This window comes from Micromonospora eburnea, assembly GCF_900090225.1.
GTDB lineage: Bacteria > Actinomycetota > Actinomycetes > Mycobacteriales > Micromonosporaceae > Micromonospora > Micromonospora eburnea.
Genome location: NZ_FMHY01000002.1, coordinates 6,139,429 through 6,154,708, shown reverse-complemented (window position 1 = coordinate 6,154,708; position 15,280 = coordinate 6,139,429). Strand labels below are relative to the sequence as shown.

Sequence of the window (15,280 nt, the reverse complement as noted above, 5' to 3'; positions counted from 1 at the left end):
GAGGGGAGTACGCCATGGCCAACTGGACGGTCGACAGCCCGCAGCGGCTCACCCTGGACGGGCCGGTCACCCGGCTCGACGTACGGCTGGTCACCGGCCGGCTCAACGTGGTCGCCACCGACGGTCCGGCCCGGATCGACATCACCCGGGTCAGCCGCCGGCCGGTCCTCGTGGAACACCGCGACGGCCGCCTCTTCGTCGGGCACGAGCGGCACCCCCGCTGGCCCGGGTTCCTCTGGTGGCTCGGTCAGCTCGGCCGCCGGTTCCGGGCCGAGGTCTCCGTCGCCGTGCCGGCCGACGTGCTGGCCGACCTGCACATGGTGGACGGCTCGCTGGTCGCCTCCGGCCTGCGCCGGGACACCCGGGTCGACGTCACCTCCGGGCAGGTGACCCTGATGGGGCTGCGCGGCCACACCGTCGCGAAGGTCATCTCGGGTCCGGTGGAGGCGCTCGGCGTGGCCGGCGACCTGGACCTGGAGACGGTCTCCGGCGAGCTGATCCTCGCCGACAGCGCGCCCGAACGGGTCCGCGCCCACGCGGTCTCCGGGTCGATCACCTGCGACCTGGACAACCCGCGGGGCAGCGAGATCCGGCTCAGCGCCATCTCCGGCAGCATCACGGTCCGCGTCCGCGAGGACAGCGACCTCACCGTCCACCTGCACACCACCTCCGGCCGGATCACCAGCGGCTTCCCACAGGTGGGCGGCGGCAGCGGCTTCGGCTCGATCAAGGACAGCCACGGAGTCCTCGGCGCGGGCGGCGGTAAGCTCTGGGCGTCCGCGACGTCCGGCAGCATCGCACTGCTGGCCCGACCCGTCGAGGACGACGACCTGGAGGAGCTGCCGTGACCGCCGTGTTCACTCACGGGCGGCTCCGGCTCTATCTGCTCAAGCTCCTCGACGACGGCCCGAAGCACGGCTACGAGCTGATCCGGCTGCTGGAGGACCGCTTCCTCGGCCTGTACGCGCCGAGCGCCGGCACCATCTACCCCCGGCTGCAACGCCTGGAGGTCGAGGGGCTGGTCACCCACACCGCCGTCGGCGGCCGCAAGGTATACGAGATCACCGAGGCGGGCCGCGCGGAGCTGCGGCAGCGCGCCGACGAGCTCGCCACCCTGGAATCGGACATCAGCGCCTCGGTCGAGGACCTGTCCGCCCTGGCCGGCGAGATCCGCAGCGAGGTACGCGGCTCCGTGCGCGATCTCAAGCGGGAGCTGCGCGAGGCGGCCCGGCAGACCCGGCGGGGGCACTGGGAGCCGCCGCCGACCCGACCCGCCGCCAGCGGTGGCCCGGCGCGCGGCGAAACGCCCCTGCTTGCCGAGTTCGACCAGCGGCTGGCCGCGTTCACCGTCGAGGTGGGCGCGCTGGTCCGCGCCGGCCGGCTCACCGACGCCCAGCTCCGGACGGCGATCCGGCTGCTCGACGGCGCGCTGGACGGGCTGCGCCGGCTGCTCCGCTGAGCCGCCGCCGGGGCTCGGCCGGCTCACAGGTTGTTTCCAGCATCCACCCAGCGGGACCGCAGCCGGGGCGCGGATGATGGGTGACATGGTGGCTACCCAGACCGAGGCTCGTCTGCTCGTCGTCGAGGACGACCCCAACATCCTCGAGCTGCTCTCCGCGAGCCTGCGCTTCGCCGGCTTCGACGTCGCCACCGCGACCAGCGGCAGCGCCGCGCTGACCGCCGCCAAGGACCACCGGCCCGACCTGGTGGTGCTCGACGTGATGCTGCCCGACCTGGACGGCTTCGAGGTCATCCGGCTGCTCCGCGAGGGCGGTACGCGTACGCCGGTGGTCTTCCTGACCGCCCGCGACGCCACCGACGACAAGATCCGCGGGCTCACTCTGGGCGGCGACGACTACGTCACCAAGCCGTTCAGCCTGGAGGAGCTGACCGCGCGGATCCGGGCGGTGCTGCGGCGTACCGCCACCGGCGACCACGCCCCCTCCCGGCTCACCTTCGCCGACCTGGAGCTGGACGAGGAGACCCACGAGGTGCACCGGGCCGGCCAGCGGGTGCAGCTGTCGCCGACCGAGTTCAAGCTGCTGCGCTACCTGATGCTCAACGCCAACCGGGTGCTGTCCAAGGCGCAGATCCTCGACCACGTCTGGAACTACGACTTCCGCGGGGACGACAACATCGTCGAGTCCTACATCTCCTACCTGCGGCGCAAGATCGACAACACCCAACCCCGACTGATCCACACCCTGCGCGGGGTCGGCTACGTGCTACGCAAGCCGGCGGCGTGAGCGCCGTCCACGACGCGAAGGGCTGGCTGCGCGGTGTACCCCTGCGGGTGAAGCTGGTCGCCGCCGTCCTCGCCCTCGTCGCGGCGGCCCTCGTGGTGATCAGTACGCTGACCGCCTACTTTCTCGGCAACTATCTGCTCGGCCAGGTCGACGACGAGCTGCGGATGTCGCAGCGCAACCTGGAGAGCGCCGTCGCGGAGCGGCACGAGGGCGGGCTGGGCATTCCGACTGACTATGTCCTGGTCGCTACCGACCCGACCACCGGCGCGATTCTCTTCGCACGCTACGACACCTCTCGATTCCGCATTGAGGACCTACCGCCCTGGCCGGCGAACGCAGCGGGTTTCGCCAGGATGGACGAGGAGCCCTTCACCGTTCGTGCGCGCGAGAGTTCCGTCCGCTGGCGGATGCTCTACACCCAGCTCCCGAACGGCCAGATGGTCGCCATTGGGCAGAACCTGACTGACGTCGACATGGCGGTCAGGCAGTTGGCCTGGATCGACCTGCTGGTGGGTGGGGCGGTGCTGATCATCGTGGCATCGGTGGGCGCGGGGATCGTGCGTACCAGTCTCAAGCCGCTCGTCGAGATCGAGCGGACCGCGGCGGCCATCGCCGGCGGCGACCTGACCCGGCGGGTGCCCGACCCGGAGGAGGGAGCGCCGGTGCCCACCTCCGAGCTGGGCCGGCTCTCCCGGGCGCTGAACGCGATGCTCGCCCAGATCGAGGCCGCGTTCACGGCCAGAGCGGCGTCCGAGGCGGCAGCCCGCAGCGCGGAGGCCAGCGCCCGGGACGCGGCGGCGCAGGCGCAGGCCTCCGAGGCGCGGGCCCGCCGCTCCGAGGAACGGATGCGGCAGTTCGTCGCGGACGCCTCGCACGAGTTGCGTACCCCGCTGACCACCATCCGGGGTTTCGCCGAGTTGTACCGGCAGGGTGCGGCCCGGCAGCCCGAGCAGACCGCCGGCCTGCTGCGCCGGATCGAGGACGAGGCGGCCCGGATGGGGCTGTTGGTGGAGGATCTGCTGCTGCTCGCCCGGATGGACCGGGAACGGCCGATCGCGCTGGCCCCGGTGGAGTTGCCGGTGCTCGCCTCGGACGCGGTGCAGGCGGCCCGGGCGGTCGACCCGGAGCGCCGGATCGAGCTGGACATCGAGCCCGGCGCCGGGCCGCTGGTGGTGCTCGGCGACGACGCCCGGCTGCGGCAGGTGATCGGCAACCTGATGACCAACGCGCTCACCCACACCCCGCCGGACGCCTCGGTGACCCTGCGGCTGCGGGGCGAGCCCGGCAACCTGGCCGTGGTCGAGGTGGCGGACACCGGCCCGGGCCTCACCCCCGAGCAGGCCGAGCGGGTCTTCGAGCGGTTCTACCGGGTGGACGCGGCGCGGACCCGGCGGGCCGGCGGGCCGACCAGCACCGGGCTGGGGCTGGCCATCGTGGCCGCGTTGGTGGCGGCACACCACGGCACGGTCGAGGTGGCCGAAACGCCGGGCGGTGGGGCCACGTTCCGGGTCAAACTGCCCCTGCTGCCCGAAGCGCCGGAGCCGGGTGACTGACTTTCAGAAAACATTCAGGCGGATTCCAGGCTGATCGCAGTGCCAGCGGAGAAGGTGGATACATGACCGACCACGAGACCGACCCGCAGCGGTCGCCGGCTCTCGCCGACGCCGAGCCGTCGCATCCCACCGCCGAGCTGACCCGCATGGGGAGCGGGCCCTCGGACTCCACCCCCGCCCCGGCCGCCGCGCCGGTTCCGGCCGACTCCCCGGCCGCCGGGACCGCCGCCGACGCCAGCCGCGCCGAGGCCCCGGCCGCCTTCGACGCGCCGGCAACCACCGACTTCGGGCGCACCGAGGCCCCGGCCACCACCGAATTCGCCCGTGCCGACGCGCCGGCCACCACCGACTCCGGGCGCGCCGAGGCCCCGGCTGGCTTCGACGCCGGCCGTACCGAGGCGGCGCCGCCCGTCAGCCCGTACGCCCGGCCGACGGAGACCCCGTCCGCGCCGCCGTACCCGGTCTCAGGGCAGCCGCAGCAGCCCGGCCCCTGGTACGGGGAGCAGCAGCCGGCCGGCTGGGCCGCCGGCCCGCACCAGGGCACCGGCGCGCACTACGGCACCGGCTACCAGACGGCGGCCGGCGGGCCCGTTCCGTCGTACCAGCCGTATCCCGGCGCGCAGCCGCACCAGGCCGGTCAGCCGGTCCCGCCGTGGGGCTCGCCGCAGCCCGCGCCGCGCCCGGGCCGGGCGGCGAAGTTCGTCGGCGTGGGGGCCCTGGCCCTGGCGCTGATGTTCGGCTCCGGGGTGGCCGGCGGTGCGCTCGCGCTCGCCCTGAACGACAACTCGGGTACCACCATCACCCGGAACTACTCGGCGGCGCCCGTGATCAACCCCGCCGACCTGCCGCAGATCGCCGCCTCCGTCCAGGACAGCATCGTCACGATCATGACGGACAGCGGTGAGGGCTCCGGGGTGATCCTCAGCGCCGACGGGTACGTGCTGACCAACAACCACGTGGTCGCCTCCGCCAGCGGTGACAGGGTGAAGGTGGTCTTCGCCGACGGCAAGAACGCGCCGGCGAAGATCGTCGGCACCGACCCGAAGACCGACCTCGCGGTGGTCCAGGCCAGCGAGGTGAGCGGCCTGAAGGCGGCCAAGTTCGGCGACAGCGACGCGATGCAGGTGGGTGACCAGGTGCTCGCCCTGGGCAGCCCGCTCGGCCTCCAGGGCTCGGTCACGGCCGGCATCCTCAGCGCCCGCGACCGCACCATCCAGGCCGGCGACAGCGGCCAGCAGATGGACCCGCGGCAGGGGGCCAGCTCGATCTCCGGGCTGCTCCAGACCGACGCCCCGATCAACCCGGGCAACTCCGGCGGCGCGCTGGTCAACACCCGGGGCGAGGTGATCGGCATCAACACCGCCATCGCCACCGCCGGGCAGGGCAGCAACGGCAACATCGGCGTCGGCTTCGCCATCCCGAGCAACAAGGCCAAGGACGTCGCCGGCAAGCTCCAGCGCGGCGAGAAGGTCAGCCACCCGTCGCTCGGGGTCCAGGTGAACGCCGCCGAGGACGGTGGCGCGCTGATCACCTCGGTCCTCCCGGGCAGCGGTGCCGAGAAGGCCGGGCTGCAACGGGGCGACGTGGTCACCCGGTTCGGCGACAAGGTGATCAAGGATTCGAACGATCTGGTGGGCGCCGTCCAGTCGAGCAAGGTCGGCGACCGGGTCGAGGTGCAGTTCAAGCGAAACGGATCGGACCAGACGGCAACCGTGACGCTCACTGAGACGTCCTAACGGATACAGACCTGCCTCCTCCACTGGCGGCGGGTGACGGAGTCAAGGGGGTTGGCTCCGTCACCCGCCGCCGCTTCTTGTTTCCCACCCGGTCCGGGTGAGCCCGGCTCACCCCGTCCGGCGGCACCCTCGACTGACCGGGAACCGCACGGGAGGGGACGCCATGACGACCACCGCCGTCCGTACCGATCCGGAGATCCAGCGGGAAGTGCTCGCCGAGCTGGACTGGGACGCGCAGACCCGGCCGACCGACATCGGGGTGACCGTGGTCGACGGCGTGGTGACGCTCACCGGCCAGGTGGACAGCTTCGCCCTCCGCTGGGCGGCCGAGCGCTGCGCGCACCGGGTACGCGGAGTCCGGGCCGTCGCCAGCGACATCGAGGTACGCCTGCCCGTCGCCGAGCAGCGGACGGACGCCGACATCGCGATCGCGGCCAGCCGGGCGCTGGAGTGGGACAGCTTCATCCCCGCCGAGCGGCTGGACGTGACCGTCGCCGACGGCTGGATCATGCTCCGTGGCGAGGTGGAGTACGGGTTCCAGCGGCGTACCGCCGAGCGGGAGCTGCGCCGCCTGCGGGGCGTACGCGGGGTCACCAACCTGGTCGAGGTCCGGCCACCCGCAGCGGGAAGCGACGAGCAGACCCGCCGTGACCTGCAACGGGTCCTGCTGCGCCGGACCGGCACGGAACGGATCAGGGTGGGGGTCACCGGGGACACCGTGGTGCTCGACGGTGTGGTCCGCTCGTGGTGGCAACGGGAGGAGGCGGAACGGGCGGCCTGGGCCACCCCCGGAGTACGTGAGGTGCGGGACCGGATCGTGGTGGCCGGCTGAGTCCGTTTGCTCTCGGTCAGGCCGGGAAAGCGCCGCTGATCACATGCCGGGACCATCGGGGGAGGACTCGTGGCCGTGAACCACCCACCGTCGGACCGCTCGCGGGCTCGGCCGTTGCGGATAGCGATGGTGGTGCCGCCGTGGCTGTCGGTGCCACCGCCGGGTTACGGCGGGCTGGAGCAGGTGGTGGCCGGCCTGGTGGACGCCCTGGTCGAACGGGGCAACCAGGTGACCGTCTTCGGCACCGGCCGCGAACACGGCACCACCGCGGACTTCGTGTCCACCGGTCCGGAACTCCAGTACGCCCGGCTCGGGGAGTCCCTGCCCGAACTGGCCCACCTGGCCCGGATCAACCACCTGGTCGAACCCGCCGACTTCGACGTGATCCACGACCACACCACCATCGGCCCACTGGTCGCCGGCCGCCGGGCGGTGCCCACGGTGGCCACCGTGCACGGCAACCCGGTGGGGGAGTACGGCACGGTGCTCAGCGACACCGACCGCGGGGTGGGGCTGGTGGCGATCTCCCACGCCCAGCGCCGGGCGAACCCGGGGCTGCCCTGGGTGGGGACGGTGCACAACGCGATGCCGCTGGGAGACTTCCCGCACAAGCGGGCGCCGGGCGGCGGGCCGGTGCTCTGGCTCGCCCGGTTCAGCCCGGACAAGGGGCCCGACGTGGCGATCCGTGCCTGCCGGAGGGCCGGCCTGCCGCTCACCCTGGCCGGCAAGTGCAACGAGCCGGCGGAGCGGCGCTACTTCGAGCAGGTGGTCGAGCCGCTGCTGGACGACGACGTGACCCTGGTGCTGAACGCCGACCGGGAGGCGGCCCTGCGGCTGCTGGTCGACGCCCGTTGCCTGATCATGCCGATCCGGTGGGAGGAGCCGTTCGGCATGGCGATGGTGGAGGCGATGGCGACCGGTACGCCGGTGGTGGCGCTGCGCCGGGGTGCCGTGCCGGAGCTGGTGCGCCCCGGGTTGACCGGGCTGGTCTGCGACGACCCCGACGAACTGCCGGCGGCGCTGATCGAGTCGTCCCGCCTCGATCCGGCCGACTGCGTGGCGCACGTCGCGGAGAACTTCTCCGCGGCGCGGATGGCCGTCGGCTACGAGGCCGTCTACCGCAGTTTCCTCGCCACCCGCGCGGGTCTGGCCGGTCAACGGGCTCCCGTGCCGGTCACCGCACGCTGACCGGCCAGGAACTCTAGGCAGCCTGGGCCGCGACGAGCTGGGCGGCGGCCGCGTCGAGCCGCTCGGCGTACCCCGGGCTGATGCTGCCCTCGCGCTGCCGCTCGCCGATCTTGGTGCGGAGCCGGTCCACGGCGGTGGTCAGCGCGCCATCGCCGGTCGCGGCGATGGCGTTGCGCAGCAGGTTCCGCAGGTCGACGCCGACGTCGTGGCGGATCTGGCCGGCCGCCAGCCCCGCCTCGATCAGCCCGTCCATCCGGTTGGCCGCCTCGATCAGCCCGCCGGCCGTCGGCACCGGCGCGGCGCTGCTGGTCGCCGGGGCCGGCCGGGGTGAGCGGGGCGGTCGTTGTGTGCGCGTCGGGTGCGGGCTCGACGGTGCCGTGGAGGGGGCCACCGTCGGCCCCGCGGTGGGCAGCGCGCCGGGCGACGGCTCCCGCTCCGGGAGCAGGGTGGGGGTCAGCAGCGCGCCGCCGCCGGCCACCACCACGCCCACCACCACGAGCAGGGACCGCGGTCGCCGCGCGCCGCCCCGCCGCCGCCCGCCGCGGGCGTCGCTGCCCGGCGCGGCGGGTGAATCGTCGGACGCGGGTACAGGTGGGGCGGCGGCGACCGGGATCGGCCCCGCCACGGGGTGCCGGGCCGGACCGGGTGGCCCCGGGGCGGCCACCGGCAGGGTCATCGTCGGGGCGAGCATCGTGGCGGCCTGCGGGTCGGCCGGCAGGAGCTGGTCGCGTAGCACGGTGGCCAGCTGGTGCGCGGTGGGCCGCCGCCGCGGGTCGCGGGCCAGGCAGCGCAGGCAGACGTCGGCGACCGCCGGCGGCAACCCGGGTACGCCGTCCAGCGACAGCGGCCCCGCCTCGGCGAGCGCGGTGCCGACCTGCTCCCAGGTGTCGGCCGGGTACGGCGGCTGACCGGTCAGCGCCTCGAAGAGCAGCACACCGAGTGAGTAGACGTCGGTGGCCGGCTGGGCCGGCGCCCCGTCCAGCCGCTCCGGTGCCACGTACGCCGGGGTGCCGAATGTGCCGCCGTCCTCGTCCTCGTCGGGTGCGCCGATCCGGGTGGCGATGCCGAAGTCGAGCACCTTGGCGCCGACCTGGGTCATCATCACGTTCGCCGGAGTGACGTCCCGGTGCACGATGCCGAGCCGGTGCGCCGCGGCCAGCGCCTCGGCCACCTGGGCGCCGATCTCCACCGCCTCCCGCCAGGGCAGCGGCCCGGCCGTCAGCCGCTGCTCCAGCTCCTCGCCGTTGAGTAGCTCCATTACCACGAACGGGGTGATGCCGCCGTCCGGCGCCACCGTCTCGCCGTAGTCGTGCACGGCGGTGACGTGCGGGTGCACGAGCTGCGCGGCGGAGCGGGCCTCCTCGCGCACCATGTCGCGGAACCGGGTGTCGGCGGCGAGCGAGGGGGCGAGCACCTTCAGCGCGACGATCCGGTCCAGCACCTCGTCCCGCGCCCGCCAGATCACCGACATGCCGCCGGCCCCGATCTGGTCGATGAGCCGGTACCTGCGGGCCAGCAACCTGCCGGCGTGCAGTGACGCCTTCACATCGCACCTGCCTGGTTGGGAGCGGTTCCAGGTTGCGGGAATGTGTCCATCGTGTCAACGGCCGTCCGGTCCGTTGTCGCAGGGCCCGTTCCGAGGGTTGCCCAAGGGCGGCGCGGGGGCGGGCCGGTCCGCTCCGGCCGGGCCGCCCTACCCGGGGCGTGCCAGGATGAACGGCATGGCAGGCGGTCCGGTGGCGTTCGTGCTCGGCGGTGGGGGTGTGCTCGGCGCGGTCGAGGTGGGCATGCTCCGGGCCCTGTTCCGCGCCCGGATCCGGCCCGACCTGGTGCTCGGCACGTCGATCGGCGCGGTCAACGGTGCCCTGGTCGCCGCCGACCCGACCGAGGCGGTCACCGACCGGCTGGTCCGGCTCTGGGCCTCCCCCGAGGCGAGCGAGGTGTACGGCGACTCGATCGCCCGGCAGGTGCGCCGGTTCGCCGCCCGTACCCACCTGCACTCGCCCCGGCCGCTGCGCCGGCTGCTGGAGAACGAGCTGGGCGAGGAGACCACCTTCGCCGACCTGAAGGTTCCGTTTCGCTGCTGCGCGGCGAACATCGAGCGCGCCGCCGAGCACTGGTTCCACAGTGGCCCGGTGGTGCCGGCGGTGCTCGCCTCCGCCTCGGTGCCCGGGCTGCTTCCGCCCAAGGAGATCGACGGTCAGCACTACATCGACGGCGGGGTGGTGAACTCCATCCCGGTCGGCGAGGCGGTCGCCCTCGGCGCGAGGCAGGTCTTCGTACTCCAGGTGGGCCGGATCGAGCGTCCGCTCAGCCCACCCCGCCGACCGTGGGAGATCGCCCAGGTGGCCTTCGAGATCGCGCGGCGACACCGGTTCGCCCGGGAGATGGCGGCCCTGCCCCCGGGGTGGAGGTGCACGTGCTGCCCACCGGCGGGCTGGAGCCGCGCGAGGACAGCCCGTGGGCGTACCGGGACCTGGCGGCGGTGGGGCGCCGGATCAGCCGCGCGTACACCGCCTCCCGCCGCTATCTGGACAGCCGGCTGGAGCGCTGATGCCGCTGCCGCCCCGGTGGGTACGCCGGTTGTTGCTGGCCCCCGGCGTGGTGCTGCTCGCGTTCGTCGTGGTGACCTCGCTGCCGGCCTGGGCGTTGCTGGCGCTGGCCGCCTCGCCGCTGGTGCCGGGGCGACTGCGCCCGTTGCGGCTGCTCTGGATCGGCACCGTCTACCTGGTGTGGGACGCGGCCGCGCTGCTCGCCCTCTTCGCGCTCTGGCTGGCCTCCGGCTTCGGTGCGTACAAGCGGTCACCGGCCTTTCAACGGGCGCACTACCGCCTCGCCGGCTGGTTCCTGCGGGTGCTGTTCTGGCATTCGCGCTGGGCGCTGCGGCTGCGCATCGACGTGTCCGGCGCCGACCCGGACGTCGCCCTGCCCGGCCGTCCTGAGCTGGTCATCTGCCGGCACGCCGGGCCCGGTGACTCGTTCATCCTGATCCACGCGCTGGTGAACTGGTTCCACCGGGAACCGCGGATCGTGCTCAAGGAGAGCCTCCAGTGGGACCCGGCGATCGACGTCCTGCTCAACCGGCTGCCCAACCGGTTCATCGCCGCCGGGCCGGACGGTCGGGAGGCGGCGGTCGCGCAGATCGGCCACCTCGCCAAGGACCTGGACGACGACGACGCGTTCGTGATCTTCCCGGAGGGCGGCAACTTCACTCCCGACCGGCGGCTACGGGCCATCGCCCGGCTGCGCGCGCTCGGGCTGGACCGGATGGCGGCCCGCGCCGAGCGGATGCGGCACGTGCTCGCCCCGCAGCCGGGCGGCCTGCTGGCCGCCCTGGACGCCGCCCCGCAGGCCGGGGTCATCTTCGTCGCCCACACCGGACTGGACCGGATGCTCACCGTCACCGACGTGTGGCGGGAACTGCCGATGGACAAGCGGATCGTGATGCGGTTCTGGTCGGTGCCGCCGGAGGAGATTCCCGCCGGGCAACAGGAGCGCATCGACTGGCTCTTCGACTGGTGGGCGCGGATCGACCGGTGGATCGCGGCGCACCGGGACGACCCCGCCGCCTGAGCGGGTTGCGGCGGACCGGCGAGAAGCCCACGTATCGTGCGGTCCGTGGAGCAGATCTGCGTGGTGACGACGGTGGTGGACTCCCGGCGGGTCGCGGACGTGCTGGCGGCCGCCGCCGTCGCCGGACGCCTGGCGGCGTGTGCCCAGGTCGGCGGCCAGGTGGACAGCACCTACTGGTGGCAGTCCGCGATCCAGACCACGGCCGAGTGGTCGGTGCGGTTCAAGACCACACCGGACCGGGTGGTCGCGCTGGTCGACCAGATCCGCGCCAACCACCCGTACGAGGTGCCGGAGATCCTGGTGACCCGGGTGGAGAGCGGCAACCCCGACTACGCGGCCTGGGTGCGTGAGCAGGTTCGCTCCTAGGTACCGCTACTCTGTCCGGCCGGCCCGCCGGTCACGATGATGGCCGGGTGGAGAACACCGGCTATCCCTGCCCCGGCTGCGGCGCCCCCGCCGATCTCGCCTCCGGCTGTCCCGGCTGCGGTCGCCCGCCGTACCCGCCCGCGGCCCAGGTGGTTCGGCTGGACCGGGAGATCGCCACGCTGACGCCGCAGGTCGAGCACGCTCGGGCCGCGTACCAGGAGTTGGCCGCCCGGCTCGGCACGGCCCGGCAGCTCCGGGCGGAGCTGGCCGCGCGGATCCGGTTGGAGATTCCCGCGCCGCGCCCGGCAGGGCCGGTGCCGCCGCCCCCGGTCGTTCCGGTGCCGCCGCGCCCGATCGGGCCGCTGCCGGTGGCCGGTCCGGTCGGGCCGGTGCCGTTCCCGGGTCCGGCGCCGGCCGCCGCCCCGCGGCCCGGGGGCGCGGAGACCTCGACCCGGGCCGTGCAGGGCCTGCTCTTCGTGCTCGGCGGGCTGCTGCTCGGCACCGCGGCGGTGGTCTTCACCGCCGTCGCCTGGGCTGCCTTCGGGGTCGGCGGCCGGGCGCTGATCCTGCTCGGCTTCACCGCGCTCGCCCTGGCCGGGCCGCTGCTGGCCCGCCGGCGTGGGCTGCGCGGCACCGCCGAGACGTTCGCCGCGGTGGGGCTGCTGCTGGTGCTCCTCGACGGGTACGCCGCCTGGTCGGTGGATCTGTTCGGGGTGGCCGGCTGGCCGGGGAGCCGGTACGCCGCGCTGGTCGGGGGGGCCAGCGTGGCGGTCGCCGCCGGGTACGCGCGGCTCAGCCGGCTCACCGTGCCGTGGTTCGCGGCGCTGCTGGTCGCGCAGCCGGTGCTGCCGCTGGCCGTGGCCGCAGCCGAGCCGTCGGCCGCCGGCTGGGCGCTGGTCCTCACCGGCCTGGCGCTGGGCGACCTCGCGGTGGTGGTGGTCCTGCGGCGTCGGATCGCGCCGGCGCCCGGCGGGACGTCGGTGGTGTTCGCCGGCTGGGTGCTCGGCTGGGTCGGGCACGGTGCCGCGCTCGCCGCCGCGGCCGGCTGCGCGTTGGTGCCGCTCGTGCGCGGGCGGACGGCCGGCACCCCGCTGCTGGCCGGCGGACCGCTCGTGCTCGTGGCGCTGGCCCTGCTCGCCGGGGCGCTGGCGGCCGGCCACCGGGTCCACCGGGCGGTCGCCGCCGGGCTGCTGGTGCCGGTGCTGGCCACCGCGCTGATCCGGCCGGTCGCGGCACTGCGCCCGGGGCTGCTGCTGGTGGCGGCCGGGCTGGTCGTGGTCGGGTCGGCCGGCGCGGTGCGGTCGCTGCCACCGCGGCTGCGGGTCGGGCCGCGGGTGGGCGCGTTCGTGGTCGCCGCCGGGCTGGGCCAGGTCGCCACCGTCCTCACCGCGCTCGTCGCCGGTGCCGGTGCGGTCGCCGCCTTCCCGGCCTGGCAGGGCGAGCGGACGTTCCCGACCCCGTCCTGGGGCTGGCAGCTCCCGGTCGCCGTGCTGCTCACCGCCGGGGCGGTGGCGCTGCTGGTGCCCCGGGCGGCCCGGCCGGCGGTCGGGGCGATCGGGGCGGCGCTGGCGGTGCTGGCCGCGCCGGCGGTGGCGGCCACCCCGTGGCCGCTGGTGCTGGCGTTCGACCTGGTCGCCGGTGCCGCGCTGCTGGTCGGTGCCGTGTTCCGGCCGAGCCGGCGGCACCCGACCGTGCTGCTCTCCGCCCTGGCCGCGGCGGTCCTCTCCGGACACGCCCTGCTGGTCGGCTGCGCCGAGCCGGCCGGGGCGGGTGCGGCGCTCGCCGTGCTCGCCGCCGTCGGTCCGGCCGTGGCGGCGCGGGGCCGCCGGGGCGGGGCGGCGCAGCGGGCCGTCGCCGGCGTGGCGTTGGGCGTGGCGTTGCTCGCCGTACCGGCGGGGGTGGCGGTCGCGCTGCTCGGCATCGGCGCGCCGCCCTGGTGGCAGCTGCGCGGCGCGGCGGCCGCCGTCGCGGTGCTGGTGATCGCCGTCCCCGCCGTCCGTCGACACTGGCCCGACCTGCACCGGTACGCCTCGACCGGTCTCGCCGTCGCGCTCGCCGCGGTCGGTTCCGCGCCGCTGGTCGTACCGGGCGCCGAACCGGTGGCGCTCTATGCCGCGGCGGGCGTGCTGCTGGCCCTCACCTCCGGTGGGGCGGCCCGTCCCGGTGGCGCGCCGCGGGTGGTCGGTGCCGGGCTGGCCGGGCTGGCGCTGCTCGCCGCCGCCCCGGCAGCCCTGCGGGTGCTGCTGGAGCTGCCCGTACCGGTCTGGTCCGGGGTGCCGGCCACGACGCCCGGGCCGGGCGCGGCCCGGGCCGGGCTCGCGCTGCTGCTGCTCGGTGCCGCCGGCGCGGCGTACGCCCGGGTGGCAACGTCCCCCGGTCGCGGCGCGGCGCACGCCCCGACGGCTCCGGGTTCCGACGGGGCGTTCGCCCAGACGACGACGGCTCCGGGTCCCGACGGGGCGTTCGCCCAGACGACGGCGGCTCCCGGTCCCGACGGGGCGTTCGCCCAGACGGCGGCGGCTCCCGGTCGCCGCGGGGCGTCGGACGGGGCGGGCCGGAGCCGTCGCGGCGGCGGCTGGTGGCTGCCCGCGCTGGTCGCGCTGCCGTTCGGCGCGATCGCCCTGCCGGTGCTGCTGGCGGCGGCCGGCGCGCCCTGGCCGGTGGTGCCCGCGGTGGCGTTCGGGACCGGGCTGGCCGTGCTGCTGGTGGCCGCGCTCGCCGGGGCGCGCCCGCCGCTGGTGCCGGTCGCCGTGCCGCTCGGGCTGGCGCTGGGCGTCGCCGGGCTGGGCGGGCTGCTCGCCACCCGCGCCGGGACGCTCGTCGGGCTGGGCGCGGTGGTCGTCGCGGCGGCCGTGGTCGGTGCGGTCGGGCGGCGTGCCGACATCCGGCTCGCCGGCTGGCTGCTGGCCCTGGTCGCGGCCACCGGCTTCGCGGTGACCGCGCCGCTGGCCGCCGGGCTGCCGCTGCGTACCGCCGCCTTCGCGGTGCTGGCCGTGGCGGCGCCGGCCCTGCACGCCGCGCCGTTGCTGCGCGCCCGGACGGCCGGCCTGACGTCGCCGTCCCGGGCGGCCGTCGGCATCCGGGCGCCTGGGGCCGGCCCGGCCGGTGCGCCGGCCCTGGAGGTCGCGGCACAGGCGGTCGCCCTGCTGGCGCTGCTGCTCACCGTCGGCGCACTGCGCCACGCGGCGGCGGTCTGCGCGTTGTGGGGCGCGGTCGTGGCGGTACGCGTGGTGCGACGGGGCGAGTCGCCGGCCCGACGGTGGGTTCTCGCCGGCGTCGCGGGCGGCAGCGAACTGCTCGGCGGCTGGCTGCTGCTGGCCGCCGGCGGGGTGACGGTGCTGGAGGCGTACACCGTCCCGGCGGCGGCGCTCGCCCTCGGCGCGGGGCTGGTGGCGCTGCGGACCCGGCCCGGCCTCAACAGCTGGCTGGCGCTCGGGCCGGGGCTCGCCGCGGCGCTGCTGCCCAGCCTGGTGTCGGTGCTGGCGGCGCCGGACCCGCAGCCGGGCCGCCGGCTGGCGCTCGGCCTGGTGGCGCTGGGTGCGGTGCTCGGCGGGGCGGTCCGGCGCTGGCAGGCGCCCGTCCTGCTGGGCGCGGCCACGCTGGTCCCGCTGGCGCTGCACGAGCTGGCCCGGGGCTGGGACCTGCTGCCCCGCTGGATCTTCCTCGGTCTGGGCGGGCTGGCGTTGATCGCGCTCGCCGCCACCTACGAGCGGCGTCGGCGCGACCTGGCCCGGCTGCGCGCCGTGGTCGGACGGATGGGGTAGGGCTAACCCCACCTGCGGCTGG

At 75.4% G+C, this 15,280-nt stretch carries 11 protein-coding genes and 1 pseudogene; 11 read left to right on the top strand and 1 reads right to left on the bottom strand.

Translation table 11 applies throughout. The features are described 5' to 3' along the window. Nucleotides 1–14: 14 nt before the first annotated feature. The 7 genes from GA0070604_RS26650 (at nt 15) to GA0070604_RS26620 (ending at nt 7,555) form a co-directional block, all read left to right on the top strand. Entirely contained in the window at nt 15–848 is an 834-nt protein-coding gene (locus tag GA0070604_RS26650) for a DUF4097 family beta strand repeat-containing protein (RefSeq protein WP_091124442.1), read from the top strand. Continuing rightward, nucleotides 845–1,459 (top strand): PadR family transcriptional regulator, encoded by a 615-nt coding sequence (locus GA0070604_RS26645; protein ID WP_091124438.1) that lies wholly within the window; start codon nt 845–847, stop codon nt 1,457–1,459. Before GA0070604_RS26650 ends, GA0070604_RS26645 begins: the two co-directional genes overlap by 4 nt. 85 nt (nt 1,460–1,544) lie before the next feature. After that, complete coding sequence (locus GA0070604_RS26640; protein WP_091124435.1) at nt 1,545–2,246, top strand: response regulator transcription factor; 702 nt, start codon at nt 1,545–1,547, stop codon at nt 2,244–2,246. After that, nucleotides 2,243–3,799, top strand: a complete 1,557-nt coding sequence (locus GA0070604_RS26635) for a sensor histidine kinase (protein ID WP_091124431.1) — start codon at nt 2,243–2,245, stop codon at nt 3,797–3,799. Before GA0070604_RS26640 ends, GA0070604_RS26635 begins: the two co-directional genes overlap by 4 nt. 146 nt (nt 3,800–3,945) lie before the next feature. Further along, complete coding sequence (locus tag GA0070604_RS26630; protein ID WP_425256120.1) at nt 3,946–5,535, top strand: S1C family serine protease; 1,590 nt, start codon at nt 3,946–3,948, stop codon at nt 5,533–5,535. Between the two features lie 163 nt (nt 5,536–5,698). Next, nucleotides 5,699–6,367, top strand: coding sequence for a BON domain-containing protein (locus tag GA0070604_RS26625; RefSeq protein WP_091124424.1), 669 nt, complete (start codon nt 5,699–5,701; stop codon nt 6,365–6,367). 126 nt (nt 6,368–6,493) lie between these two features. Continuing rightward, nucleotides 6,494–7,555 carry a glycosyltransferase family 4 protein gene (locus tag GA0070604_RS26620; protein WP_244162250.1) on the top strand — a complete coding sequence of 354 codons (1,062 nt, stop codon included), beginning with the start codon at nt 6,494–6,496 and terminating at the stop codon, nt 7,553–7,555. A gap of 13 nt (nt 7,556–7,568) precedes the next feature. On the opposite strand, the gene GA0070604_RS26615 is transcribed toward GA0070604_RS26620, so the two are convergent. Next, a complete protein-coding gene (locus GA0070604_RS26615; RefSeq protein WP_091124418.1) occupies nt 7,569–9,101 on the bottom strand; it encodes a serine/threonine-protein kinase in 1,533 nt (510 codons plus the stop codon). 175 nt (nt 9,102–9,276) lie between these two features. Here GA0070604_RS26615 and GA0070604_RS26610 point away from each other — a divergent pair. From GA0070604_RS26610 to GA0070604_RS26595, 4 genes and pseudogenes are all read left to right on the top strand, one after another. After that, nucleotides 9,277–10,109, top strand: a pseudogene (locus GA0070604_RS26610) (patatin-like phospholipase family protein). Continuing rightward, the gene (locus GA0070604_RS26605) at nt 10,109–11,128 is read left to right on the top strand and encodes a 1-acyl-sn-glycerol-3-phosphate acyltransferase (RefSeq protein ID WP_091124413.1); all 1,020 of its coding nucleotides are present in this window, start codon (nt 10,109–10,111) and stop codon (nt 11,126–11,128) included. The pseudogene GA0070604_RS26610 and the gene GA0070604_RS26605 overlap by 1 nt, the downstream one beginning before the upstream one ends. A 45-nt stretch (nt 11,129–11,173) precedes the next feature. Beyond that, a complete protein-coding gene (gene cutA / locus GA0070604_RS26600) occupies nt 11,174–11,494 on the top strand; it encodes a divalent-cation tolerance protein CutA (protein ID WP_091127433.1) in 321 nt (106 codons plus the stop codon). Between the two features lie 47 nt (nt 11,495–11,541). After that, entirely contained in the window at nt 11,542–15,258 is a 3,717-nt protein-coding gene (locus tag GA0070604_RS26595; protein ID WP_091124409.1) for an SCO7613 C-terminal domain-containing membrane protein, read from the top strand. Nucleotides 15,259–15,280: the final 22 nt, after the last annotated feature.